The 24,951-nt window shown below is 70.3% G+C and carries 27 protein-coding genes; 3 read left to right on the top strand and 24 right to left on the bottom strand.

Annotation, left to right across the window (positions count from 1 at the left end; all coding sequences use genetic code 11):
• Positions 1 to 18: 18 nt before the first annotated feature.
• Positions 19 to 360 carry a metallopeptidase family protein gene (locus CLV67_RS21815; protein WP_203737235.1) on the top strand — a complete coding sequence of 114 codons (342 nt, stop codon included), beginning with the start codon at positions 19 to 21 and terminating at the stop codon, positions 358 to 360.
• Between the two features lie 65 nt (positions 361 to 425).
• Here CLV67_RS21815 and pheA read toward each other — a convergent pair whose 3' ends face one another.
• The 5 genes from pheA to CLV67_RS21790 form a co-directional block, all read right to left on the bottom strand.
• A complete protein-coding gene (gene pheA, locus CLV67_RS21810; protein WP_106321195.1) occupies positions 426 to 1,367 on the bottom strand; it encodes a prephenate dehydratase in 942 nt (313 codons plus the stop codon).
• A gap of 48 nt (positions 1,368 to 1,415) precedes the next feature.
• Positions 1,416 to 1,994 (bottom strand): hypothetical protein, encoded by a 579-nt coding sequence (locus tag CLV67_RS21805; RefSeq protein ID WP_146169255.1) that lies wholly within the window; start codon positions 1,992 to 1,994, stop codon positions 1,416 to 1,418.
• A 24-nt stretch (positions 1,995 to 2,018) separates the two neighbouring features.
• Positions 2,019 to 2,408, bottom strand: a complete 390-nt coding sequence (locus CLV67_RS21800) for an ACT domain-containing protein (protein ID WP_106321191.1) — start codon at positions 2,406 to 2,408, stop codon at positions 2,019 to 2,021.
• Between the two features lie 83 nt (positions 2,409 to 2,491).
• Positions 2,492 to 2,953, bottom strand: coding sequence for a PAS domain-containing protein (locus tag CLV67_RS21795; RefSeq protein ID WP_106321381.1), 462 nt, complete (start codon positions 2,951 to 2,953; stop codon positions 2,492 to 2,494).
• Positions 2,954 to 3,027: 74 nt separating this feature from the next.
• Positions 3,028 to 3,765, bottom strand: coding sequence for a hypothetical protein (locus CLV67_RS21790; protein ID WP_106321189.1), 738 nt, complete (start codon positions 3,763 to 3,765; stop codon positions 3,028 to 3,030).
• A gap of 260 nt (positions 3,766 to 4,025) precedes the next feature.
• Here CLV67_RS21790 and CLV67_RS21785 point away from each other — a divergent pair, with 260 nt between their 5' ends.
• Positions 4,026 to 5,216 carry an arginine deiminase gene (locus CLV67_RS21785; RefSeq protein ID WP_106321187.1) on the top strand — a complete coding sequence of 397 codons (1,191 nt, stop codon included), beginning with the start codon at positions 4,026 to 4,028 and terminating at the stop codon, positions 5,214 to 5,216.
• A 25-nt stretch (positions 5,217 to 5,241) separates the two neighbouring features.
• Here the strand turns inward: CLV67_RS21785 and CLV67_RS21780 are convergent, their stop codons facing one another.
• The 9 genes from CLV67_RS21780 to CLV67_RS21740 all read right to left on the bottom strand — a co-directional run bounded on the left by CLV67_RS21780 (position 5,242) and on the right by CLV67_RS21740 (position 13,861).
• Complete coding sequence (locus tag CLV67_RS21780) at positions 5,242 to 6,117, bottom strand: DUF5926 family protein (protein ID WP_106321185.1); 876 nt, start codon at positions 6,115 to 6,117, stop codon at positions 5,242 to 5,244.
• A gap of 73 nt (positions 6,118 to 6,190) precedes the next feature.
• Positions 6,191 to 7,342 carry a sensor histidine kinase gene (locus tag CLV67_RS21775; protein ID WP_106321183.1) on the bottom strand — a complete coding sequence of 384 codons (1,152 nt, stop codon included), beginning with the start codon at positions 7,340 to 7,342 and terminating at the stop codon, positions 6,191 to 6,193.
• A gap of 84 nt (positions 7,343 to 7,426) precedes the next feature.
• Positions 7,427 to 8,218: a glycerophosphodiester phosphodiesterase gene (locus CLV67_RS21770; RefSeq protein ID WP_106321181.1), complete on the bottom strand. Its 792-nt coding sequence runs from the start codon at positions 8,216 to 8,218 to the stop codon at positions 7,427 to 7,429.
• The gene (locus CLV67_RS21765; protein ID WP_106321179.1) at positions 8,215 to 8,550 is read right to left on the bottom strand and encodes a rhodanese-like domain-containing protein; all 336 of its coding nucleotides are present in this window, start codon (positions 8,548 to 8,550) and stop codon (positions 8,215 to 8,217) included. The genes CLV67_RS21770 and CLV67_RS21765 overlap by 4 nt, the downstream gene beginning before the upstream one ends.
• 67 nt (positions 8,551 to 8,617) lie before the next feature.
• Positions 8,618 to 9,772, bottom strand: a complete 1,155-nt coding sequence (locus CLV67_RS21760) for an LCP family protein (protein ID WP_239166477.1) — start codon at positions 9,770 to 9,772, stop codon at positions 8,618 to 8,620.
• Between the two features lie 112 nt (positions 9,773 to 9,884).
• Positions 9,885 to 11,051, bottom strand: a complete 1,167-nt coding sequence (locus CLV67_RS21755) for an LCP family protein (protein WP_106321175.1) — start codon at positions 11,049 to 11,051, stop codon at positions 9,885 to 9,887.
• A 135-nt stretch (positions 11,052 to 11,186) separates the two neighbouring features.
• A complete protein-coding gene (locus CLV67_RS21750; protein ID WP_106321173.1) occupies positions 11,187 to 12,860 on the bottom strand; it encodes a solute symporter family protein in 1,674 nt (557 codons plus the stop codon).
• A complete protein-coding gene (locus CLV67_RS21745) occupies positions 12,860 to 13,219 on the bottom strand; it encodes a DUF485 domain-containing protein (protein ID WP_106321171.1) in 360 nt (119 codons plus the stop codon). The genes CLV67_RS21750 and CLV67_RS21745 overlap by 1 nt, the downstream gene beginning before the upstream one ends.
• 117 nt (positions 13,220 to 13,336) lie before the next feature.
• Positions 13,337 to 13,861: a flavin reductase family protein gene (locus CLV67_RS21740; RefSeq protein WP_106321169.1), complete on the bottom strand. Its 525-nt coding sequence runs from the start codon at positions 13,859 to 13,861 to the stop codon at positions 13,337 to 13,339.
• A gap of 72 nt (positions 13,862 to 13,933) precedes the next feature.
• Between CLV67_RS21740 and CLV67_RS21735 the strand changes: the two genes are divergently transcribed.
• Positions 13,934 to 14,233, top strand: coding sequence for a hypothetical protein (locus CLV67_RS21735; protein ID WP_203737234.1), 300 nt, complete (start codon positions 13,934 to 13,936; stop codon positions 14,231 to 14,233).
• Here CLV67_RS21735 and CLV67_RS21730 read toward each other — a convergent pair.
• The 10 genes from CLV67_RS21730 to CLV67_RS21685 form a co-directional block, all read right to left on the bottom strand.
• Positions 14,230 to 15,834, bottom strand: a complete 1,605-nt coding sequence (locus CLV67_RS21730; protein ID WP_106321167.1) for an ABC transporter permease — start codon at positions 15,832 to 15,834, stop codon at positions 14,230 to 14,232. The two genes, CLV67_RS21735 and CLV67_RS21730, sit on opposite strands and share 4 nt — an antisense overlap.
• Positions 15,825 to 16,580 carry an ABC transporter ATP-binding protein gene (locus CLV67_RS21725; RefSeq protein WP_106321165.1) on the bottom strand — a complete coding sequence of 252 codons (756 nt, stop codon included), beginning with the start codon at positions 16,578 to 16,580 and terminating at the stop codon, positions 15,825 to 15,827. Before CLV67_RS21725 ends, CLV67_RS21730 begins: the two co-directional genes overlap by 10 nt.
• 59 nt (positions 16,581 to 16,639) lie before the next feature.
• Positions 16,640 to 17,296, bottom strand: coding sequence for a hypothetical protein (locus tag CLV67_RS21720; RefSeq protein ID WP_106321163.1), 657 nt, complete (start codon positions 17,294 to 17,296; stop codon positions 16,640 to 16,642).
• An 86-nt stretch (positions 17,297 to 17,382) separates the two neighbouring features.
• On the bottom strand, positions 17,383 to 19,008 hold the full coding sequence (locus CLV67_RS21715; RefSeq protein ID WP_106321161.1) for a sodium/solute symporter: 1,626 nt from the start codon (positions 19,006 to 19,008) through the stop codon (positions 17,383 to 17,385).
• Positions 19,005 to 19,394, bottom strand: a complete 390-nt coding sequence (locus CLV67_RS21710; RefSeq protein WP_106321159.1) for a DUF485 domain-containing protein — start codon at positions 19,392 to 19,394, stop codon at positions 19,005 to 19,007. The genes CLV67_RS21715 and CLV67_RS21710 overlap by 4 nt, the downstream gene beginning before the upstream one ends.
• A 31-nt stretch (positions 19,395 to 19,425) precedes the next feature.
• A complete protein-coding gene (locus CLV67_RS21705; protein ID WP_106321156.1) occupies positions 19,426 to 20,997 on the bottom strand; it encodes a DUF4153 domain-containing protein in 1,572 nt (523 codons plus the stop codon).
• A 13-nt stretch (positions 20,998 to 21,010) separates the two neighbouring features.
• Positions 21,011 to 22,057, bottom strand: coding sequence for a HAMP domain-containing sensor histidine kinase (locus CLV67_RS21700; RefSeq protein ID WP_106321377.1), 1,047 nt, complete (start codon positions 22,055 to 22,057; stop codon positions 21,011 to 21,013).
• Between the two features lie 11 nt (positions 22,058 to 22,068).
• Positions 22,069 to 22,755, bottom strand: a complete 687-nt coding sequence (locus tag CLV67_RS21695) for a response regulator transcription factor (RefSeq protein WP_106321154.1) — start codon at positions 22,753 to 22,755, stop codon at positions 22,069 to 22,071.
• Positions 22,756 to 23,013: 258 nt separating this feature from the next.
• Positions 23,014 to 23,754 carry a LytR/AlgR family response regulator transcription factor gene (locus CLV67_RS21690; protein ID WP_106321152.1) on the bottom strand — a complete coding sequence of 247 codons (741 nt, stop codon included), beginning with the start codon at positions 23,752 to 23,754 and terminating at the stop codon, positions 23,014 to 23,016.
• Positions 23,751 to 24,944 (bottom strand): sensor histidine kinase, encoded by a 1,194-nt coding sequence (locus CLV67_RS21685; protein WP_106321150.1) that lies wholly within the window; start codon positions 24,942 to 24,944, stop codon positions 23,751 to 23,753. Before CLV67_RS21685 ends, CLV67_RS21690 begins: the two co-directional genes overlap by 4 nt.
• Positions 24,945 to 24,951: the final 7 nt, after the last annotated feature.

Here is a 24,951-nt window from a genome sequence, read left to right as displayed (position 1 = left end):
GGGCTGGTGCCGGTCGATATGAGTCCAGAGCGTTTCGAGGAACTGGTGGGCGAGGCCCTCGACGAGGTGCCCGTCGAGCTGCTGTCGCTGATGAACAATGTGGTGTTCCTGGTCGAGGACGCGCCGGCCGACGGCGGTGACGACCTGCTGGGCCTCTATGAGGGCACCGCGCTGACCGACCGGGGCTGGGATTACGCCGGGACGCTGCCCGACCGGATCACCATCTACCGCCTGCCCACGCTCAAGTTCTGCGAGACCGAGGAGGACGTGGTCGAAGAGGTCGCGATCACCGTCGTGCACGAGATCGCCCACCACTTCGGCATCGACGACCAGCGTCTGCACGAGCTGGGCTGGGGCTGACCCCTGCCGGAGCTGCCTACCCCCGGGTCATGCGCGGCATTCCCGGCGATCTGCTCGACGATTGATCAGGCGCCGTCCCGGAGCCGCGAGAGCCAGGCCGCCGAGTCGGCGAAGTCGCCGTCGGACAGCCCGCGCGGCGGCGCCACCGGCGGCTCCGGCTGCAGACGGTGCTTCGGATAGCTGCCCAGGAACCGGACCTCGGCGCAGATCCGGCGCAGGCCCTGCAGCGCCTCTCCGAGACGGGCCTCCGCGACGTGTCCGGTGCAGTCCAGGAAGAAGAAATACGTCCCGAGCTGCTCCCCGGTCGGGCGGGACTCGATCCGGGACAGGTTGATCCCGCGTACGGCCAGCTCGGTGAGCACCGAGAGCAGCGCGCCGACCTGGTCGTGCCGGATCGACACGGCCAGCGAGGTGACGTCGTCGCCGGTCGGCGGGGCCGGCGCTCCCGGACGGGTGAGCAGCGCGAACCGGGTCACCGCCTCGGCCCGGTCGGCCACCTTCTCGGCCAGCACGGTCAGGTTGTTGCGGCCCACCCCGATCGGGGCGCAGAGAGCGGCGTCGTGCTCCCCGGCGGCGGCGCTGATCGCCGCAGCCGCGTTGGAGAGCACGTCCACCACGACCGCGTCCGGAGCGTTCGCCTGGAGCCAGTGCCGGCACTGGGCGGAGGCCTGCGGGTGCGCGGCGATCGAGCGGATCGCGGCCAGCGGGGTCAGCTGCCGGGCCGCCAGCACGAACTCGACCGGCAGGAGCACCTCCCGCGTGATCATCAGCGGGCTGCCGGTGATCAGCTCGTCGAGCGTGACCGGGACCGCGCCACCGACCGAGTTCTCCAGGGGGACGAGGGCGGCGTCGGCCTCACCGGCGCGCACCGCCTCGATCGCTTCGGGCACGCTGCGCGCCGGGGTGCGAACCCCGTGCTCAGCGGCCGGAATCGTGCGCAGGGCCGCTTCGGTGAAGGTGCCCTCGGGGCCGAGGTAGGTGAAGCGTGTGGGCGGCGTACCGGGCATTTCGTGAGTCTAGCCCCGGCCCGGGCGTCACCTGCGACCGGAAGCCCGTCAATAACCGCAGGCCAGCGCGCGGATGCCGGCCGGTGCCTGTGTCTTGACGGTCGGGTTGCACACGTCGGTGCCGACCGTGACGAGCGTGAGCGTGGTTCCGGTGCCGGTGGTGACGACCGACAGCGGCTCCGCCCCGGTCATCCCGATGACGGTGAAGCTCCAGGTGCCCCCGCAGAACGGCCCGTCCAGCACGTTGACGTTCTGGTCCGGGACGGCCGGGCTCTTCTTGGCGAGCGTGACCACCTGGGCGCCGGTCGGTTGTCCGGTGCAGCGTGGCGCGTACGACGGCGCGGGTGTCGGTGAGGTGGTCGTGGTGCTCGTCGCCGTCGGGGTGGCCGGCGTCCGCGTCGGATAGGTGTAGGTCGGCACCCCGGGCGGTGTCGCCGCGGTCGGCGTCATCAGCGGTGGTGTCGTCACCACGACCGGGGGTGGTGCCAGTCCGCTGGCGGGCAGGGTGCCGCCGCTGGCATGCGGGATCGTGGGCCCGGTGGGCAGCGCCTCTGGCGGAGAGCCGCACGCGGCACTCAGCAGCAGGACACCCACGGCCAGTGGGAGGGAGCGTGTGCGGGGGGACACGCGCTCATGGTAGGAGCCGGAGCGTCAGCTGGCGATCCGATGGCCCGCAGCGGTGAGCGTGTTGACCGCCTCGGTCAGCCGGACGGTGGGAACGAGTAGGTAATCAGTGTCGTACGTCGAGAAGGTCACGATGTTGACGCGGGCCTCGGCGAGCGGACCGACCAGCGAGGCGAGCACCCCGGTCATGGCCAGGTTGAGGTCGTCGGCCACGCGCAGACATCGCCAGGCGGTGTCGGCGACCGCGTCCGGGGGCACCCGGTCGTTCGGGCAGATGACCGAGAGCTCGTCGACACCCCAGGTCACCGAGATGACGGTCTTGTCGTCCGGACCTGCGGTCAGCGAGGCGGGGAGAGCGGAACCGGCGGGAAGCCGACACACCGCGTATTCACCCGGTAACAGGTCTAGATCGAGCATGTTCGCAGACTACGTTGCGGTTTTGTGACAACCAATGGTTGCGAAGTGCGGTAAACGACACACCGTAGCGAACAAATGGGACGTCAGTAGCGTACCGGGGACAGGAAGGTCAGAGTCCCGCCGATCCGGTCTCCGGCCATCAACGGTGTCGAGATCGCATCGACCGTGAGCGGTGGTTCACCCTTGCCCGGCACGACCCGGATCAGGCCGCGGGCCAGCCGCTCGCTGCGGAGCGCCAGCAGCGGCGGGATGTTCTCCGCCTCAGGCTCCTCCAAGCGGCCGCCGCCCGCGGTGAAATCGATGAGATGCAGCGCGGTGCTGAGCCGCAGGCCGAGCGCGTCGGCCGGCTTGCCCAGGCCGAGCAGCTCACTGCAGGACGGCGACACCGCGAGTATCGAGCCGTCGACGTCGATCACCAGGCAAGGCTCGTCGGCGGTCGCGACCGTCATCGACCAGCGCTCGACGCTGGTGATGAACTCGGCCTCCGACGGTGTCCGGGCCTGGGGGACGAATGCTCCCGAGAGGGAGAGCTCAACATGCGCCACCGGCTCCTCCTCGCTCCACTCCACACCGACGGCCGACGCTCCCGCGCCGGCCGTCGACGGCGTCGCAAGGAACGTTACCGGCGGCTGAGCCGCTTGTCAGCGGGCGCCTGTCCGCTGCCGTACGAAGAGTAGTCGTGACCCGGCCGATAGGGTGCGTTCGACCAGGTGCCCGGGTGGTGGGCGACGGCGGACAGCTTGTTCGCGGTGGACGGGGAGATCTTCGCCCCACCCGCGATCAGCAGGCGGTCGAGCTCCTTGTCGGTGGAGACGAGACAGTCCTTGGGCAGACCGTGGACGCTGATCACGCCCGAGCCCACGAAGGTCAGCACGGCGGTCACCGGGACGTTGAGCCCGACGACGGCGGTGAGGGCCTTGGCGGCACGACGGGCGTCACGGCGCGCCTCGTTCACGTACTCCGGGCGTTTTCCGTTGATCTGCACCACGTCACCGGCGATCAGAACGCGGGAGCGACCGTGGTCGACGACCGTGACGGCGTAGATGCCGCCGGGGCCGATCGCCAGGAAGCCGGCGCGCTCGTCGGCCGGGTTGGGCTCGTAGAGGGCATGCGAGACATCGGTCCGAGGCCAGTCCACGATGTGCCAGTTCGGTCCGAGGCGGTCGAGGCGGGTGAGTGCGCGTGCTCCGGCGGCCTCGAGGCGACGGGCACCTCGCTCGGCGCGACGGCGGCGCGCCCACTCGGCCGGGGTCGGCATCCGCTGAGTGTCCTCGAGGAGGGACGGATGCCTTCGATCGGCGGGTGTGAGCGTTTGGGACGGCATGGGCAGCGCGGGGCGGGCGGGGAAGACAGTCACTGCGACCTCCGGCAAAAGGTCAGTCGGGCTCTCTTTTCCAACTACCGTACGTGCTCGTGTCCCTACGGAACAGGGCGACGGGCGGGAAAGAAAGAGGAATGAGTATGGATGAATGCCGCATTCACGACAACATCTTCTTTCGGATGGTGCATCTGCACCTTTCCAAGCTATCCCTCGCCCACAGCTGATGCATGGCCGTCCCAAGATCTAGTCACAACGTCACGGCCCGATAGCGCTCGGTACGGACTAACGTCAGGCCTGTGTACGTCGACAGTGAAGTCAGCCGCCTCCGTACCGTACTGCTGCATCGTCCGTCAGCGGAACTCGCACGACTGACCCCTCGCAACAACGACTCCCTGCTCTTCGACGGGATCCCCTGGGTGAGCCGGGCCCAGGAGGAGCACGACGCGTTCGCCGAGGCCCTGCGTGGCCGCGGGGTCGAGGTGCTCTATCTCGGCGACCTGCTCGCCGAGACGCTGACCCTGCCCGAGGCCCGTGCGGAGCTGACCGCCGGCGTCCTGGCCGCCCGGCGGCTCGGCGACTCGCTGCGGGCCACGGTCGCCGGCTACCTGGCCGATCAGGACGCCGAACGCCTGGCCGAGGTGCTCGTGGCGGGCCTGGCCCATGACGAGATCAAGCCGGGAGGCGGCGGTCTGGTCTACGAGATGATGGACCGGCACGACTTCGTCATCGATCCCCTGCCCAACCTGCTGTTCACCCGTGACTCCTCGGTGTGGGTGGGTGATCGGGTGGCGGTCACCAGCCTCGCGATGCCGGCCCGGCGCCGGGAGACCACACTCACCCACGCCGTCTACCGGCATCACCCGCGTTTCGCCGGGACCGAGTTGCTCTTCGACCCCTCGCTCGAGCACGTCGAGGGCGGAGACGTACTGGTGCTGGCACCGCGGGTGCTGGCCATCGGGGTCGGCGAGCGGACCACCCCGGCCGGTGCCGAGCGCCTCGCCCAGCGGGTCATCGCCGCCGGTCTCGCGCACACCGTGCTGGCCGTGCCGATCGCCCAGGAACGCGCCACCATGCACCTGGACACCGTCTGCACCATGGTGGACGTCGACGCCGTGGTGATGTATCCCAACCTGGCGGACAGCCTGCGGGCGTGGACGGTCACCGGCGGTCCCGGCGGCGAGCTGAGGATCGGGTCGCCGCGGCCGTTCCTGGAGGCGGCGGCCGAGGCGATGGGCATCGACCGGCTGCGGGTCATCGACACCGGGCTCGATCCGGTCACCGCCGAACGTGAACAGTGGGACGACGGCAACAACACCCTCGCCATCGCACCCCGGCTCTGCGTCGCCTACGAACGCAACGTCGAGACCAACGCCCAGCTCGAACGAGCCGGCATCGAGGTGGTCCGAATCAGCGGCTCCGAGTTGGGCTCCGGCCGAGGCGGGCCCCGATGCATGAGTTGCCCCATCCAGCGAGACCCGCTTCGCTAAAGATCAAGATCCGGCGTTCGTACGATCAGCGCAGCGTGAGCTGGCGGCCGATCAGGCCCTGCTTCGCGCGCCGAGCGGCGGCGTCGAGTGGCTCGTCGACGGCCAGGATGTCGGTGTAGCGCTTGGCGAAGTCGGCCAGCGGGGCCTCGAACTCGGTGCCCTCCGGCTCGCCCGGCACGTCCCACACGGGGACGAGAAGGCCGTGCGCCCGGAACATGCCGGCGAACTTGGTGCCCTCGCCGAGCAGCAGGTCACCTGAGGCGGAGAGCCGGGCCAGGGCGTCGAGCGCCTTGTCCTCCGGCTCGCTCAGCACCCAGCGGACGTGGCTCTTGTCAGGCGCGACCCGGCACCAGTACGCCGCCTTGGCCGCGGCCAGCCGCACGGTCGGGTAGATCGACGCGTTGGCCCGCTCCAGCGACGCCTTCACGGTGTTGTCCTGCATCTGGTCGGCGTCCAGCCAGAACTCGAAACCCTCGTGCATGGTGATCTCGAGCGGCTGGTCGACCAGGATGTCCTGCAGCCGCAGGCCCTCACCGGGCAACGACGGCACCGACACGGTGGTGCCGGGCTCGGTCTGCAGGGCGCTCAGAGCGGCGGCGGCCAGGTCACGGGAGACGTCACCGGACTGGACGTGCCGCTGCAGACCGATGAAGACCGCCCCGTCGCGGCGGGACATGGCCGGCCACGCCATCGGCAGCACCGTGGAGAGGGTGACCGGGCGGTCGCCGTACTCTTCGATGATCTCCGGCTTCAGGGTCAGCGGCGCCGAGGCGGCCGGCACCAGCTCGCGCAGGGCGACCCACTCCGGTTCGTCGGCCAGGCCCTCGAACGGGCGGGCCACGAAGATGTCACGCACCTTCGTCTTCGGTGCGGTCTCGCGGGACTTGCGACGCTTGCTCACGGGGAACCAGCCTAAGCGGTCACTCCCGCGAACCGGTGACGTGGGCCACCCAAGCGTGTCGCCCGTCCGTGTCTCAGGCGCGAGGCAGGCGGACTTCGGCGACCGTGCCGCCACCCTCCCGGGGGCGCAGCGACACCCAGCCGTTCTGCCGTTCGACCAGCCGCCGGACCAGATAGAGGCCGAGCCCGGCACCGGCCCGGTGGTGTCCGGAATCGGCCTGCCAGTATCGGTCGAAGGCGTGTTCCACATGCTCCGGGGCGATGCCCGCACCCAGGTCGGAGACCCGGAAGCGGAGCGTGTCGTCGTCGGCCCCGGCGCACACCTCGACCGTCGTCTCCGGCTCCGAGTACTTCTCCGCATTGGTGACCAGCTCGGTGAGGATCGTCGCGATCGAATTCCGATTGCCGTACGCCTTCGGCAGATCCGCCGGCAAGTCGGCCAGCAGCAGCCGTCCCCGGAGATCGCCGGGTATCTCCGCAGCCGCCGCACGCAGCGCCTCGACCAGGTCGAACGGCCCGGTCGGGAAGGCTCCGACGGAACCGTCCTCCTCGCTGGCGGCGGAGAGCAGCCGGTCCACGAGGCGGGCCAGCTCCCCGGCCCGGGTGCCGATCACCCGGACCGCCTCGCGGCGGCCGGGCTCGTCGACGCTGTCCCAGTGGTTGGTGAGCGTGTCGGCGTACCCCTTGATCACGGTGACCGGGGTGCGCAGCTCGTGGCTGGTGACCGCCACCCAGAGGTCGCGGTCCGCCTCGCGGCGGGCCTCCTCGGGCGCGGGCTCGCCGTGTGCGGGAAGCCCGGCGCCGGCCGCGTAGAGCCGGCCGACCAGGCGGGCCAGCAGGTCCAGCACGGCGCGGTGCTCGGGGCCGGGCTCACCGGCCGCCGTGTCGAACCAGACGCGCAGGGAACCGGCCGTCCTGCTGCCCTGCGGGCATGGGGCGCCGAGCATGTACGGCAGCTCGCCGTCGTCGAGAAGGCCGGTCAGTTCGTCGTCGGCCGGTTGCTCCACCCGGCGGCCGAGCGCCGGCGTGCACACCCCGGTGACCGCGATGATCCGGGCGTGGTCCTCCGCGAACTCGGCGAAGAGGGCGCCGCGGGCACCGAGCGCCTCCTCGGCGAGCCGGACCAGCTGCTGGAGCACTGACAGCCCGGCGTCGCCGGAGTTGACGCGATGGAGGACCGCGACCTGACCGCGGGTCAGGGCCGCATAATCGGGGCGGTCCGGCATGCCTGCGAGTTTGCCTCGCTCATCGGGATTTGTGCAGATGAACCTAAGCGAATCCTGATGTCGAACGGCACCCAGTGGCGCACGTCACAGCCGACCGAGCCGGTCCAGCACGAAGCGTGGCCGGTCGGTGATCACTCCGTCCACACGATGCTCCAGCACCAGATCCAGGTCCTCGGACTCGTTGACCGTCCAGACGTACACCCGATGTCCTGCCGCCTTGATCGCCGGCAACAGTGCGGGACGTGCCCGGATCAGCTCGACACCCGGCCCGGCGGTGCGGGCGCCGAACGGCAGCCGCCCACGGCCGGCACCGGGCGGCACGAGCTCCATCAGATAGACCGTCGGCAGGCTCGGCGCCTGTGCCCGGACGCGGCGCAACGCGAGCGCGGCGAACGACATCACGGTGATCTGTACGTCGTCGTCCGGTTTCGGATCGGCCAGGCCGAAGTGGCGGAGCATCCGGATCAGTCGTCGCTCCACCTCGGCGCCGTATCGGGACGGGTGTTTCGTCTCGATCAGCAGCCGGACCGGACGCCCGTAGGACCGGACCGCGTCCAGCAGCCGCTCCAGAGTGAGCAGCCGGGACAGGTCGGGGAGTTCGGCGTCGGCCGGGTAACCGGGATGCCACGAGCCGAAGTTCAGCGCGTCCAGCTCGGCCAGCGTCTTCGAGCTGACCCGCCCCCGGCCGTTGCTGGTGCGGTCCAGCTTGCTGTCGTGCACGCAGACGAGATGGCCGTCCCGGGTCAGCCGGATGTCGCACTCCAGCCCGTCCGCGCCCTCTTCGAGCGCGCGGAGGTAGGCGCCGAGCGTGTGCTCGGGCAGTGCGTCGGCGCCTCCGCGGTGCGCGAAGACGAGGGGGCGGTACCCGGAGCTCACAGCACGCGGGCCGGCTGCCCGTTGTCGGTGACGACGTCTTTGCCGGCGGCGGCCCACGACTGCATGCCGCCGTCGAGGTTGCGCACGTTGTCCCACCCGTTGTTCATCAGGTAGGCCACGACCTGGCCGGAGCGGCCGCCGGCGCGGCACACCACGATCACCTCGTCGTCGGTCGGCACCTCCGCCATCCGGGCCGGCACCTCCATCATCGGCAGGTGGTGGGCGCCGGGCGCGTGGCCGGCCTCCCACTCGTCGGGCTCGCGCACGTCGAGCAGGTAGGCGCCGGGGGCGACTTGATCAGCGGTCACGCTGGGAACCTGAGGTCCGAACACACAGACAAGCCTAAAGGGGTCTGCTTGCGGTCCGTTCCAGGGGCGGGGGTCGGGGTGGCCGGAGGGGCTACTTCTCGTTCGCGACCACCTCGGGGTGGTCGAGGACGAACTGGGCCAGCGTGTCCTTCTTCGTCGCCTGGAACATCTGCAGGCTGATCTCGTTGAACTCCTCGCGCCCGCTGCCGTTGCTGGAGAACGTTCCGCTGTTGGTCCGCAGCAGCACCATGTCGTTGGCCGCGACGTCCTTGAGCCCCAGCGCGAAGTCGGCGAGCTCGATGTCGCCGATGTCCAGGGTGAAGGCGCTGCCGGCGGACTTCATCAACGAGCTGAGCTTGAGCGGGTTGGTCATCACCCCGCTGTCCGACGCCTTCTTGGCCATCGACTTGAGCAGCTGCTGCTGGTGGCGCTGCCGGTCGTAGTCACCGTTCTTGAGCCCGTAGCGCTGGCGGGCGTAGTCGAGCGCCTCCCAGCCCTCCATCTGCCGGCAGCCCACCTTGTGCACCACCGGCTTCGAGGGCCGGTTCGTCGCCGAGGGGCCGGTGAGATAGACCGGCTTGCCGTCGATCAGGCCCAGGTGCTTCGAGGTGACCTGCTGGTCGACGCACATGTTCACGCCGCCGAGCTCGTCGATCACGCCCTTGAAGCCGTTGAAGTTGATGATCGCGGCACCGTCGAAGCTGATCCCGGTCATGTTCTTCAGCGTCTTGGCGAGCAGCTGTGCACCGCCGGCCATTCCCGCGCCGTTCTGGGCGCCGTGGAAGAACGCCTCCGTCGCCTTGGCCTTACCACCGCTGTATCGGCTCTTCGGGAAGGCCGGCACCTCGACCTCGGTGTCCCGGGGGACCGAGATGAGGTACGCCTGATCATGGCTCGCCGGGATGTGCAGGATGATGATGGTGTCGGCGTGCAGCTGGTCGTCTTCCCAGCTGGCGCGCTTGTCGACACCCATCAGCAGCAGGTCGATCGGACCCTCGATGGTGGCGCCGCCACCCTCCTCGACGGTCTTCTTGGCGTCGCCGGTGAGGTCTTTGACCTCGATCGTCGCGGTCGTCCGGCTGATCAGCATCTTGCCGCCGACCAGTCCGCCCACGCTCGCGACGAGCAACACCGCTCCGGCCGTGGCGCTCAGCCTGGCCCAGAGCGGTGCGCGTCGTCTGCGGGGCTTCTCGGGTGGTGCCGGTGGCACGACGGGTGGCGACTGCCGGTACGCCGTGGCGGTCATGCAGCACTCCATCGGGAGGGATCGGGGGCTGCATCACCTTACGGACACTTACTACGTCAGCTGAAGATCTTTCTGGTTTCAGAATGAAGTCACAGCCTGCTGACAGGGATCGTTACTTCTTCGACGGGTTGGCTTTCAGCCATTCGTCCATTTTGTCGGCGGCCACCGCCTCGTAGAGAGCGATCGCCTTCTCCCGGTCACTGACCACCACCGACTGGCCGTTGATCGTCTCGCTGCCCTTGTTGGGGCTGGTGATGAAGGTGAGGTTCTCCCCGCGCAGGTTCCGGAACTGCAGGGCCATGTCCTTCATCGAGAACGTCTCGTCGACCGTGACGGCCTCGGTCACCGCGTTCAGGAAGTTGTTGAGCTTCACCGGGTTGGTCAGCGTGCCGCTGCTCGACGCCTTGTTCATCAGTGCCTTCAAGAAGTCCTGCTGGTGCTGCATGCGGGCGAAGTCGCCGCGGGGGAACTGGTAGCGCTGCCGGATCCAGTCGAGGGCCGTCGCACCATCCATGTGCATGGTGCCCTTCTTGAACTGGCGGAACGGCTTGTGGATCGACTTGGCGTCCTGCTCGACCTTGAGGTCGACACCGCCCAGTGCGTCGGTGACCTCCTTGAAGCCGCCGAAGTCGATCGTCATGACGTGGTCGACGCGGACATCGGTCAGGCACTCGACGGTGCGGATCGCCCGCGGGATGCCGCCGAAGGCGAACGCCGCGTTGATCTTCGCCCGGCTGGATGAGCTGCACGGCGCGTTGTCCTCGGTCGGGATGCTCACCCACAGGTCACGCGGGATCGAGATGAGCTGGGCCGACTGGTGGTCCGCCGGCACGTGCATGAGGATCAGGGTGTCGGCGCGCCACTTGCCCGCCTTGTCCTGGACCGCGTCCGGGTCACGGGAGTCGGTGCCGATCAGCAGGATGTTGAAGGCGCCCTCGACGGGCTTGGCCGGCCGGTCCGCCGTGATGCCGGTGAAGGCGTTGGTGCGCTTGAGGTTGTCGTCGAGGCCGGAGAAGTATCCCCACGCCACGACGCCGAGCACCAGGGCGATGACCAGGACGACCGCGCCCGCCACGATCGCGATGCGACCCCAGCGGGGCCGCGGCCCGCGCTTGCCGTTGTAGGCGCGGCCGGTGCCGCCGGGCGGACGGGGGCCACGAGGGCCGGAAGCCTGAGCGTCGTCACCACCGCGCGGGGACCAGTCCCGATCGGGACGTCCCGGCCCGGGCACGGACGCTCGTCCGGAGGAGTTGCCGCTGGGAGAGGTGGTGGCAGACATGACACCAGATTACGTAGTGCCGGGCGTTGATCCGTGGTCTCGACGCGCTTCGGCACGAAGGTAGGAGGAGAGTGACGGCACGGACACGGGCCGACGTCGGCGACTACGCCGGCCCGTGCTCTGCACCGGAAAAGATCAGTGCGCCCCGTGGCCGGTCACGGACCGGACCTCGAGCTCCGCGTACTTCTCCGGGTCGGTCTCCTTGGAGAGGACCGTGCCGAGCCAGCCGAAGAAGAAGCCGAGCGGGATCGAGATGATGCCCGGGTTCGACAGCGGGAAGAAGTGCCAGTCCTGGTCCGGGAACATCGCGGTGGCCGAGCCGGAGACGACCGGCGAGAAGAACACCAGGACCACGGCGGAGATGAGACCGCCGTAGATGGACCAGAGCGCGCCGGAGGTGTTGAACCGGCGCCAGAACAGGCTGTAGAGGATCGCCGGCAGGTTCGCCGAAGCCGCCACCGCGAACGCGAGCGCCACCAGGAAGGCGACGTTCAGGCTCTGCGCGAAGATCGACAGGGCGATCGCGACCGCGCCGATGAGCAGGGCGGAGATCCGGGCGACCCGGACCTCGTCCCGCTCGGACGCGTTGCCTCGCTTGATCACGCTGGCGTAGAAGTCGTGCGCGAGGCTCGACGACGAGGCCAGGGTGAGACCGGCGACCACGGCCAGGATGGTGGCGAAGGCGACGGCCGCGATGACGGCCAGCATGATCGCGCCACCGGTGTCGCCACCCAGGTAGTCGATGCCGAGCTGCTGGGCGAGCTGCGGCGCGGCGGTGTTGCCGGCCTTGTCCTGCGCGGTGATGTTCGCGCCGCCCACCAGGGCCGCCGCGCCGAAGCCCAGAGCCAGGGTGAACAGGTAGAACGTGCCGATGATGGCGATCGCCCAGAGGACGCTCTTACGCGCGATCCGGCTGGTCGGCACGGTGTAGAAGCGGGTCAGGATGTGCGGCAGGCCGGCGGTGCCGAGGACCAGGGCGAGGCCGAGCGAGAGCAGGTCCATCTTGCTGTAGAACGTCTTGGCCGCGTCGCCCGCGGTCTCGACGCCGTAGCGCAGACCCGGTTCCAGGAAGGCGCTCCCCTTGCCGGACTGTTCGGCGGCGTCACCGAGCAGGGCCGACAGGTTGAACTTGTAGTGCGCCAGCACCAGCAGCACCATGATCAGGGCGCCGCCCATCAGCATGAACGCCTTGACGATCTGGACGTACGTGGTGCCCTTCATGCCGCCGACGGTCACATAGGTGATCATCAGGGCGCCGACCAGGATGATCGTGGCGACCTTTGCGGTGTCCCCGTCCATGCCCAGGAACGTGGCGCCCGGCTTGATGCCGAGCAGCAGCGAGACCAGGGCGCCGGCGCCGACCATCTGGGCGATCAGGTAGAAGATCGACACCACGATGGTGGAGACGCTGGCGGCGGTACGGACCGGGCGCTGCCGCATCCGGAACGCCAGCACGTCGGCCATCGTGAACCGGCCGGAGTTGCGCAGGAACTCGGCGACCAGCAGCAGCGCCACCAGCCACGCGACCAGGAAGCCGATCGAGTAGAGGAAGCCGTCGTAGCCGTACAGGGCGATCAGGCCGGCGATGCCGAGGAACGACGCCGCGGACATGTAGTCGCCGCCGATCGCCATGCCGTTCTGGAAACCGGAGAACTGGCGGCCGCCGGCGTAGAAGTCGGTGGCCGTCTTGGTCTGCCGGCTGGCCCAGATCGTGATGCCGAGCGTGATGGCCACGAAGACGAGGAACAGCGTGATGGTCAGCGAGCGGGAGCTGGCGGCCGCCTCGGCCGCGAGGATCTGCGGGGCCATCAGGCCTTGCCCCCGTCGGTCGCGGTGGCGGCGGGCTCGGCGGACGGGCCGTTCTCCAGCTCGTTGTAGATCTCATCGGCCAGCGGGTCGAGCTTCGTCGCGGCGTACCGCGAGTAGTGCCAGGCGATGAAGAACGTCGAGACGAACTGCAGGACACCGAAGATCAGCGCCACGTTGATGTTGCCGACCACCTTGATGGCCATGAAGTCCCGCGCGTACGCGGAGAGCAGCACGTACAGCGAGTACCAGACGATGAACGCGACTGTCGTGGGGAAGATGTATCTGCGCAGCCTGTGGCGCAGTTGAGCGAACTCCTCGGAGCGCTGCACTTCGAGGTATCTCTCGGCGGATGCCGGCACGGGATTCACCACCTTCGTGGGGAGTGACTTTCCGGCACCGTACGAGGCAGTGAGCCGTGTCACTGGCCGCCGGTCGTGGTCTGCGCTGAGTGGCGGTCTGAATGCGCTGAGCGGCAGTCAGGCAAGTTCGGTGTACCTGCCCCGGTAGTGGATCAGAGGCGACCCGGCGGGACCGGTCCGTACGGTCTCGATCACTCCCTCGAGTAGCAGCGCCCACCCGCACGGGCGGCTGCCGTCGAGCCGGCACCCGGCCCACGCGCCGGCCCGGGCGGGCACCGGGCCGTACCCGGTCTCCTCCCAGTCGCCGGTCGCGAACAGTCCGCCCGGCGCCGGGAACAGGCCGGCGAAGCGGTCGGCGAGTTGCCGGTCGGCCGGCGTCAGCGGGGTGACCGCGAACCGGCCGGCGGCCGAGGCGGCGTCCCAGAAGTCGCTCTCCTCGTCGATCAGGCCGAGCACCCGGCCGGGGTCCCCGTCGGCGACCACCGCCGAGGAGACGGTCAGTCCGGCCGGACCGGGAGCGGTCCACAGCGTGACGGTCGCGGCGAGCCGCCCCCGCAAGCGTCGGACCTGGGATTTCTCGGTCTCCGGAATGGCGAACGGATCGGTGGAGTGAATGCGCCCACCCGGCTCTTCGGACTGCATCGGGTCATTCTCCCGTTTACAGATTGCGCACGTGGCTACCCGTTCCAATTGATCAACAACTATTTTCGAGTGATGAGTCAGGAGATGCTGCGCCCGGGCGACGTCGTGCACGTCGGTCCGGCGGCAAGCGTCCAGTTCTCCGGCGACCGGGCTCTGACCTTCCGGATCATCCGGATCGACCCGAGAGCCACCTACGACGGATGGATCTGGATCGACGGTTACGTGCTCGGCCCGGCCGGCAACGCTCTGCAGCGCCGGCGCATCTTCGTCCGCGAGGAGGGCCTGCGGCCCAGCCCGGCGAACCGGATCCCGGCACCCCGCGAGCCTCAGGTGGACCGCTCGGAACGGGACGGCCTGCGCCGGCTGCGTTAACGCGGCGTGACCGCGGCCAGCAGCTCCGGCATCCGGCGGTCCAGCATGCGACCGGCCAGGTGGGCACCGAGCAGGTAGGCGCACGCGCCGTAGGCGAGCCCGGCCGGCAACCCGAACCACGGCCACGTCCACGCCACGATCAGCATCGGCACCCCACCGAGCAACGCCCCGAACAGCGCGCCCAGTCCCGGCAGTGCCTTGCTGAACCCGCCACCCGAGGACAGCGAGAACGGCCCGCTGGTGTCCGGCAGCGCGTAGGCGGCCCGCACCGAGATCGGCAACACCAGCGCCAGCCCCACGCCGTAGGTGGCGAGCAGGGTGCCGAGCTGGGCCGCGACAGCCTCCGGCCGATCCGCCACGAGACCCGTCACCACCGCCACGAGCAGCAGCAACGGCACGGTGAACAGGGCGTGCGCGGCGGCCCGGGAGTGCACCTCGAGCCTCCCCGGCACCCCGGTCGCCAGATTGGTGGCGTACGCGCTCCCCTCGTACCCGAATTGGTTGGCCAGGCCGATCGGAGCGATGGCGCCGACGATGAACGCCAGCCCGGTGGCCTGTCCGCCACCCCCGGCGAAGGCGGTGGAGAGCGGCAGGAACACGCCGGCCATGCCCAGGGTGACCAGCGCGGCCCGCCGTCGTGTCTCGCGCCACCAGTAGCGGATCTCCCGGGCGGTCAGCGCGCCGAACCGGCTCCGCGGTGACCAGCGGAACAGCAGCTGATCCACCGGGCGGCGGCTGTCGGACGTCACGGCCCGTCCACCGGCGCCCGCGGTGCCGGCCATCGCCTGCTCCAGCGTGCGGCTCCACCACCAGACCAGCAGACCGACGGCGGAGAGAACGATCAGGAGCTTCAGCGGTACGGCCCACGCGCGTCCCGCCGCGACGTCGAGGCCCATCGTGTACGGGGCGCCGAACGGCGTCCACCCGGTGACCGCGGCGATCGCCTCGACCGAGTCCCAGTCCGCCCGGTTCAGCACGCCGAGCAGGGTCAGCTCCAGCGGGCCGATCGACGCCGCCACGACCGCGAGCAGGATGGTGGCCAGGTCACGGGCCCGGCGCGAGCGCAGCGCGGTGGCGAAGGCGCTGATCACCGCCCGGCTCATCACCACGCTGAGCAGCAGCCCCGAGACGACGCCGGCCAGTCCCGCGAGCGCCGCGCCGAGGCCGCCCAGGTGGGCGACCGACGTCACCATCCCGAGCGTGGCCGCGAGGGTCGCCAGTGCCGGGAGCCCGACCAGTGCGGCCGTGCCCATCCCGATGATCAGTGTGCGGCGCCGCAGCGGCAGCAGCGCGAACTGTGCCGGGTCGAGCGTGCTGTCCACCCCGAAGAACAGCAGCGGCAGGAACACCCAGCCGAGCATCAGGACGGCGCCGCCGAACGGGAACAGGACCCCGGCCATCACCGGCCGGTCGAGGAGTCCGGGCAGGGCGAAGAGGGCGTGCCCGAGGACGGCCAGGAAACAGGCGGCCACCGCACCGAGGACGAACATCACGATCCTGGTCGTACGGCCACGCAGACTGTTGGCGGTGATCCGCAACTTGAGGCGGACGAACGTGCGGACTCCGACCGCGACCGGCGCGGCGGTGGGGGTCAGAGCCACGCGAGTTCCGACCCGGTGGCCACCCGGCCCCCGACCACCTGCACGAACACGTCCGAAAGGGTGCGGTCGCCGCGGACCTCGTCCAGCGTGCCGGTCATCCGCAGGACCCCGTCGGACATGATCGCCACGTGGGAGCAGAGCCGCTCCACCACCTCCAGCACATGGCTGGAGAAGACGACGGTGCCGCCGCCGGACACGTACCGCTGGAGGATGTCGCGGATCAGCGCCGCCGACACCGGGTCGACCGCCTCGAAGGGCTCGTCGAGGACCAGCAGGCGGGGCGCGTGCAGCAGGGCGCAGGCCAGGCCGATCTTCTTCTTCATGCCGGCCGAGTAGTCGACCACCAGGGTCCGGTTGCCGCTGCCGAGCTCCAGCACGTCGAGCAGATCACGGGAGCGCTGGTCCACGGTCTCGGCGGGCATGCCGCGCAGCAGGCCGTGGTAGGCGAGCAGCTCCGGGCCGCTCAGCCGGTCGAACATGCGCACGCCGTCGGGGAGGACGCCGACCAGTGCCTTCGCCTCGGCCGGCGAGCGCCAGACGTCGTACCCCAGAAGGAAGGCGTCACCATGATCGGGCCGCAACAGACCCACCGCCATGGACAGCGTGGTGGTCTTGCCGGCCCCGTTGGGACCGAGCAGGCCGAAGAACGAACCCGCCGGGACGTCCAGGCTCACCCCGGAGACCGCGAGGCGGGTGTCGAAGTGCTTGACGAGCCCGCGAAGCGCCATCGCCGCCGTGTCGCTCATGAAAAGAACGTATCGGGCTCACGGGCGGTCCGGGAACATCCGGACCGCCCGGATCAAGCTCAGCCGACCCGCTCGATCACAGCACGCCTGATCAGGAACTTCCCGGGCTCACGCACCTCTTCGAAAGCGGCGTTGTTGAGCAGGACACAGCTGCCGGACACGCTCGTCACCTTGACCGTGATGCTCTTGTTGTTGTCCAGGTTCCGGACCCGCAGCGTCGTGCCGATCGGGTGGGTCCCGCTGGACGCGGCGGGGGCGCCGCCCTCACCGGAGAGCGTGACGGTCGAACCGGCGCAGACGACCTGACCGGCGCCGCCCCCGTTGTTGCCGTTGTTTCCGGCGGCGGGCGGCTGCGTGGCCTGCTGCGCCGGAGGCTTGGTGGCGGGCGGCTTGGTGGCCTGCTGGGCCGGGGGAGCCGGCGGAGCCGCAACGGCGCCACCGCATCCGGCCTGCTTCTTCTGCACGTTGATCAGGTCGATCACGGCCTGCCGGTTGGCGATCACGGCCTCGGTCTGCGAGTTCGGGTTGGCCCGTTGGGCGGCGATGAACTGCTGGTTGTTGCGGATCGCCTGGTCCATCCCGTCGCAGGCGGTGGAAGCGCTGCTCAGGCCGGTGCCGACGGCGATACCGCCGCCGACCACGGCAGCCACCACGAGCCCGATCACGATCTTGCGGTTGCTCCCGGTCCGGCCCGGGCGGCGGTAAGTGCGTCTCATGCCGATGAATACGAGAGTGGGTTCACCGGCGGACGGGAAGGGAACCTTAAAGATCCTTAAATCAGCCGCATCGCGTCGCCGCGCGTTCAGCCCCGAAGTGATTCAGGGGCGTGCAGCCGCAGCATCGTGGCGCCCACGTCGGGTGGCACCCGGCGCCCGCTGAGCAGCGAGACCCCGACCATGACCAGGAAAGCCAGCGGCACCGTCCACGCGGCCGGCTGGTTCACGACCTCGGCGACCCAGCCGGTCAGCGGTGGTCCGAGCACGGTCACCAGAACGGCCGCCATCGCCGCGCCCCCACCGGCGACCAGCCCGGCGATCGCACCCACGTCGGTCAGCCGCCGCCACCAGATGCCGAGCACCAGCAGCGGGCAGAAACTCGACGCCGCCACCGCGAACGCCAGCCCCACCACCCGGGAGACGTCCATGTCGGACACATACAGGGCGAGCAGGGTCGGCACCGACGCGGCCAGCAGGGTGGCCACCCGGAAATCCCGGATCGAACCGTTTCGCCCCGGTCGCAGCACGTCTGTGAAGATCACCCCGGCCACACTGGTCAGCAGGCCGGACGAGGTGGAGAGGAAGGCTGCCAGCGCGCCCGCCGTGACCAGGGCGCCGAGCAACCGGCCGAGATGCCCGTCGCCGAGAGCCGCCTCGGGCAGAAGCAGGACCACGGCGTCGCTGCTGCCGGTCATCAGCAGCTGCGGTGTGTAGATGCGGCCGAGCACCCCGTACATCGTCGGCAGCAGATAGAACAGACCCACCATGGCCAGGACGACGAGGGTGGTACGGCGTGCCGAGGCGCCGTCCGGGTTCGTGTAGAACCGGACGAGCACGTGCGGAAGCCCCATCGTGCCCAGGAACGTCGCCAGGATCAGCGAATACGTCGCGAACAGGCTGGTCTCACCGTCCGGCAGCAACCAGTCCGCGCCGAACTCAGCGTCCACAGTGCTCACCTGCGGCACCGGGTCGCCGGCCTCGAAACGCAGGGTCTCCCCGGCCTCGACCCGCCTCGTGCCGTCCAGCACCGCGTCCTGCTCGACGACCACCGTGGTCGCGGCATGGAAGACCGCACCCGCGGGCGGCGTCACCTGAGGGCGGCCGTCGGACTGCCACTGCAGGATCAGGAAGATCATCGGTACGGCCAGCGCTGTCAGCTTCAGCCAGTACTGGAACGCCTGCACGAACGTGATGGCCCGCATCCCGCCGAACGCCACGTTCGCCGTCACCACCACCGCCACGACCAGGGCGCCCCAGGCGTACGAGCCACCGGTCAGCGTGGCGAACGTCAGGCCCGCGCCCTGCAGCTGCGGCAACATGTAGAGACAGCCGATGAACAGCACGAACGCGGTCGCCAGCCGGCGCAGGGCGGTCGAGCGCAGCCGTACCTCACAGAAGTCGGGCAGAGTGAACGCCCCGGACCGGCGCAGCGGGGCCGCCACGAACAGCAGCAACGCGAGATAGCCGGCCGCGAACCCGACCGGGTACCAGAGCACGTCCACGCCGTAGCGCAGGACCAGGCCGGCCACACCCAGGAAGGACGCCGCGGACAGGTACTCGCCGCTGATCGCGGCCGCGTTCCAGGACGGGCTCACCGACCGGGACGCGACCAGGAAGTCCGACGTGGTCCGGGCGAAGCGCAGGCCGTACGCCCCGATCGCCACGGTCAGCAGCACGACCAGGATCAGGCCGGGCGCCAGGTACGGGTTCACTTCTCCGGCCTGCGGATCAGGGCCGCGAAGTCCTGCTCGTTGCGTTCCGCCCAGCGCACGTAGGCCGCGCCGACCAGCACCAGGAACGGGAACGACAGCAGCCCGAGCAGCACCCACGGCAGGTGCATTCCGAAGACCTTCACCTCGCCGACGGCCGGTGCCACGGCGAACAGCAGCGGCAGGGTGCCGAGCCCGGCCGCCACCACCAGGGCCAGCCGCAACGCGAGGGCCAGCTGGGCGCGGACCAGACCCTTGACCAGCGCCTCACCGACCGGGGTCTGTTCGGCCAGGTCGGCGCTGCCATGATCGGCCGCCACCCGCCGGGCCGCGGCGTCGGCCAGCACGACCCGGACGCGCGGGCGCGGGGGCGATTCGTCGACGGCCATGTCCGGCAGTCTGTCCGCCCCCGCACGAATGTCAATACCGGTCGAGCATCTGGGCGCACACGCTCGGGCTGCCCGGCGGGTATTTCGCGATCAGGTCCCGGGCCGTCTGCCGGGCCGAGTTCCAGCCGCGCCAGTCGTCGGCCGGCATGTCGTCACCGATCGCCGCCAGCAGGCAGTTGCGGCGTTCCGGGTCGTCGAGGCCGGCGATCGCGGGCACCGCGTCCGGCGAGAGGTCGGCCAGGTAGAGCACGTCGATCTCGTTGGTGCGCTCGAATCGCTGGACGTGGTTCTCCGCGATCAGTCCGTCCGGGTTCGCGCCGGTCAGGGTCAGCAGCGCCAGGACGCCGGCGCCGATCGCCGCCCGGGGCAGCCAGGCCGCCCGGATCCGGATGCCGGCGATCAGCACCATCACCAGCACCAGACCGAACCAGGCCTCACAGCACGCGACCAACAGCCGTAGCCGGGTCAGGCCGTACGTCTCGGTGTAGACGTTCATCCGGTGCAGCGCCGACGCGACGATCACCAGGGTGAGGGCGGCCAGCGCGCCGAGCACCACCCGCAGCAGGATCCGGTCGGCACGTTCGGTCCGCGGCGCCCACCGGGCCACCCCGGCCAGCACCATCAGGGTCAGCCCGGTGACCGCGCACAGCTGCCAGAAGCCGCTGCGGGCGTATTCGGCGTAGGTCAGGCCGTCGGTCGTGACCACGTGCCGCTCGCCTCCGAAGAGGACGGTCAGCTGGATCGCGACGAACGCGGCGAACAGCAGCACCAGCAGACCGAGCGGGATCGCCCACTCCAGACGGCTGACCTTGCGGCCCTCGGTCAGGTCCAGCTTGCCGGGGCTCGGAGGTGCGGCACGCAGGTACGCGAACGCCGTCAGCAGCGGCGCGGTGACCGCCGAGACGAACACCCAGGTGAAGATGGTGAACCCGTCCAGGTCGGGAATCGCCGCCTCGAAGACCCGGGCGAACGCGGCGTCGGCCGAGACGAACAGCGCGCCGAAGACGACGAGCAGCGCGATCGACACCGCCACGGTGGCCACGATCCGGATCGGGGCACCGGTCCGGCCCCGGCCACGCAGCCGCACGGCGCCGCGCGCCAGCCACGCGCCGCCCCGGCCCGCGGCGATCGGCACCAGGAGGTACGTGAGCAGGATCGAGCGCAGCGACCTGCCCGAGGACAGCGCCAGTGCGGTGGTCAGCGTCGCGGTCAGCAGGCAGAGCACGAACAGCCAGCCGGCCGCCCGGAAGGTGCCGACCGCGAGCAGTGCCACGGTGGCGGCACCCCAGAGGAAGCGGTCCCGGGTGCCGGTGTCGGCACGGCGTTCGACCGCCGCCGACACCGCCTCGGGGGTGCGGATCATCCGCGCCGCCACCAGGGCGGCCGTCCCGGCCAGCGCGGTGACGAACCAGCCGATCCCGGTCCGGTCCAGCGGAACGCTGAGAGCCGCGATCACGGTGGCGGCCAGCACGGCGACGACCGTGGCGGGTGAGGCCGGCCGTCCCGGACCGGGCCAGTGGCGGCTCCACGGGTTGATCGCGGGCCACGGGCCGTTCAGAGGTCCCACCTGCCCGTTGACCGGTTGATTCGTGACGATGGACATGTCGGAGATCCCCTCAAGCCGCTTGGAGCGGAAGTCGTACCTGGATGTGGCATCCACGCCGGTCGTCGGGTTCGACCACCGCGATGGACCCCCGGTGCAGCTGCACCACCCACCGGGCGATCGCCAGGCCCAGCCCGGTTCCGCCGCCGGTGGCGCGCTCGCCCCGGGTGAAGCGTTCGAAGACCCGTTCCCGCTCGGCGGCCGGGATGCCGTCACCCTGGTCCACGACGGCCAGCACCACGTGATCGTCGTGGCGCTCGGCCCGGACCGTGACGAGGCCGCCGCGCGGACTGTGCCGGGCCGCGTTGTCCAGCAGGTTCGCGAAGACCTGATGCAGGCGCTCCCGGTCGCCGGTCACCACCAGCTGCGGTGCAGAGACCTCGAACCGCACGTCATGACCGGTCCCGCCGGCGTTCACTCCCGCCTCCCGGACGACCCGGTCCAGGAAGGCGGGCACGTCGATCGGCTCCCGGCGCATCGGGACCACCCCGGCGTCCAGACGGGACAGATCGAGCAGGTCGGTGACCAGGCGGCTGAGCCGCTCGGTCTGGGCCAGGGCGGTCTCCATCGTCTCCGGTTCGGCCGAGGCCACCCCGTCGACGATGTTCTCCAGCAGCCCCCGCAACGCGGTGATCGGTGTACGCAGCTCGTGCGAGACGTTGGCGATCAGCTCGCGCCGCTGCCGGTCGGAGGCGGCCAGATCGGCCGCCATCTGGTTGAACGCCGTCGCCAGCTCGCCCACCTCGTCCTGCGAGCGGGTCCGGATCCGGCGGGTGTAGTCGCCGCGGGCCATCTCGCGGGCCGCGACCGTCATCTCGCGCAGCGGGACGGTCGCGCCGTGCGCCATCACCTGCAGCGTGACCAGGCCGAGCGCCGCGGCGATCGCGATCCACAGCACGTCGACCCGGTAGAAGTCGATCCGCCACAGGAACACCAGCAGGCCCACTCCACCGGCGAACCCGAGCGCCAGCGACAGCTTCGCCTTGATCGACCGGACCGGGTCGAGCGGCCGCGGCAGCCAGGCGAGAAGCGGCGCCACCAGGTTGTGGATCCGGATCATGATCGTGGTGATCACCGCTCCACCTCGAGCGCGTATCCGACGCCGTGCACGGTCCGGATCAGGCCGGCGCCGAGCTTGCGCCGCAGACCCTTGATGTGGCTGTCCACCGTCCGCGTGCCGGAGGTGTCGGCCCAGCCCCACACGTCGGCCAGCAGCCGCTCCCGGGGCAGTACCGTGCGCGGCCGTGCGGCCAGGTGCACCAGCAGGTCGAACTCGGTCGGGGTCAGGTGCACCTCGACACCGCCGCGCAACACCCGGCGCTCCGCCTGGTTGATCTCCAGGTCACCGATCCGCAGACCGGGCGTGGGCGCCGGGGCCGCAGCCTTGTCGGCGCGCCGCAGGAGGGCGTGCACCCGGGCCGCGAGCACCCGCATGGAGAACGGCTTGACCATGTAGTCGTCCGCTCCGACCGCGAGCCCGATCAGCTGGTCCGTCTCGTCGTCGCGGGCGGTCAGCATGAGCACCGGCACCGGCCGCTCGCCCTGGATCCGCCGGCACACCTCGAGACCGTCGAAGCCGGGCAGCATGATGTCGAGGATCATCAGGTCCGGAGGGCTCTGCCGCACCGCGGCCACCGCGCTCGGGCCGTCACCCACCACCTGCACCAGGAAGCCCTCGGCACGGAGCCGCGCGGCCACCGCGTCGGCGATGGCCCGCTCGTCCTCCACGACGAGGATCCGCCGCTCGATACTCTCCACGCTCCCGGCACCTTTCCGTACGACCCTGGTCGCCGGTCGGTGCGCCCCCGTGGCTCACCGGCCGGTGGCCAGGAGCTTATTGACCGCCTGCGCAGAGCCGGCGGTGGAGATGTGAACAACCTGTGGAGATGATCCTGTGGCCGGGGCCCGGGCGTGGCCAGGGAGGATCCCGGGTTTGGCAGGAACCGGGGATAACCCACACCTGCCTGTGGATAACTCTGTGGAGAAGCCTGTGGGGCTGTGGATAAACGTGTGGATTCAGCGGGTCCAGTCGTGCTTCGCGGCCCGGATCAGGCGATCCTTCAGCTCCCGCGTGTGCCGCCGGCTCACCGGGAGCTCCGCGCCGTCGACCGCCACCACATAGCCCGAGTTGGTCAGCCGCAGCTCGGTGACCAGGCGTAACTGCACCAGATAGGAACGGTGGATGCGTACGAAGCCGGCATTGGCCCACCGCTCGGCCAGGGTCGCGAGCGAAACGCGTACGAGATGGGAATTCTCCCCGGTGTGCAGCCGGGCGTAATCGCCCTGCGCCTCCACCCACCGCACCGACGACCGTGGCAGCATGCGCGTCGTGCCGGCCAGCTCCACCGGAATCGCCGGCTCGTCGGCCGGCAGAGGTGGTGCCGGAGCCGCACGCAGCCCGGACACCCGGCGCAGCGACTCGGCCAGCCGTTCGGCACGCACCGGCTTGCGTACGTAATCGGTCACACCCAGGTCGAAGGCGTCCACCGCGCCGTCGTCGTAGGCGGTCACGAAGACGATCGCGGGCGGCTGCGCGAACCGCCGCAGAATCCGGGCCAGCTCCATGCCGTCCAGGCCGGGCATCCTGATGTCCAGGAAGACCGCGTCCACCTCGGTGTCGCGCAGCACCCGCAACGCCTCGGTCGCGTCGCCGGCCCGGTGCACGTGCGCGACCCGGTCGTCGGCGTTCAGCAGGTAGGCGAGTTCGTCCAGAGCCGGGGGCTCGTCGTCGACGGCCAGCACGACCAGGCTCGTCATGCCCGCACCTGTGGATGGAATTTCGGCACCCGCATGCTCACTTTCGTACCCGAGCCCGGCGACGTCTCCACCACCAGGCCGTTGTGGTCGCCGAAGACCGAACGCAGTCGTTCGTCCACGTTCACCAGTCCGACGTGCTGGCCGTCCTCGGAGTCCGAACCGTCCCGCGTGAACACCGCCGGATCCATGCCGACCCCGTCGTCCTCGACCGTGATGTGGCACTCCGCCCCGGCGTCACGTGCCTCGATGCTCACCATACCGACGCCCGGTTTACGTGACAGGCCGTGCCGGACCGCGTTCTCCACCAGCGGCTGCAGGCACAGGAACGGCAGGCCCACCGGCAGCACCTCGGGCGCTATCCGCAGCTTGACCTGCAGCCGGTCACCGAAGCGGGCCCGTTCGATGGTCAGATAGCGGTCGATCGACCGCAGCTCCTCGGCGAGGGTGGTGAACTCACCGTGCGCCCGGAACGAGTAGCGGGTGAACTCGGCGAACTCCAGGATCAGCTCACGCGCCCGCTCCGGGTCGGTACGTACGAACGAGGCGATCGCGGTCAGCGCGTTGTAGATGAAGTGCGGGCTGATCTGCGCCCGCAACGCCCGGACCTCGGCCCGGGCCAGCCGCTCCCGCGACGAGTCCAGCTCGGCCAGGGCCAGCTGCGACCCGGCCCAGCGCGCCGACTCCAGCGTCGCCTGCACCAGACCCGGCGCCGGTTGTCCGTCGGCCACCGCGACGAGCGCGGCCGTCGCCTGACCCGACGGGCCGGTCAGCGGTGCGACCACGGCACCACGCACCACACAATCGACACGATCACAGGCCAGATCAGATTCATTGAGTACGACCGAACGCCGCGTCCCTGCCGCACGCCGGGCCGCCGCCACCAGCTCGTCCTCGTGGTGGGCGCCGCGTCCGTCGTACGCCAGGCATTTGTCCCCGTCGACGATCGCCAGCCCGACCGCACCGACCAGCACCCGCAGATGCCGGACCGCCTTGCCGGCCGTCGCCGGTGACAGCCCCGCCCGCAGTGGTTCGGCCGCGAGTGCCGCCGTGTGCAGAACGTCGTAGGTGGCCCGCTGCATAGCCGTCGCGATCCCGCGCCGGGCCCGCAACCGCAACACCGCCACCACCGCCGCGGCCAAGGCGGCGAGCACGGCGACCACCGCCACCGCACTGCCGACCTGTCCGTTCATGGCGCGA

It is taken from the genome of Actinoplanes italicus (assembly GCF_003001815.1).
Lineage (GTDB): Bacteria > Actinomycetota > Actinomycetes > Mycobacteriales > Micromonosporaceae > Actinoplanes > Actinoplanes italicus.
The sequence above is the reverse complement of the archived record's forward strand: the minus strand, read 5'-3'. Positions and strand labels throughout refer to the sequence as shown.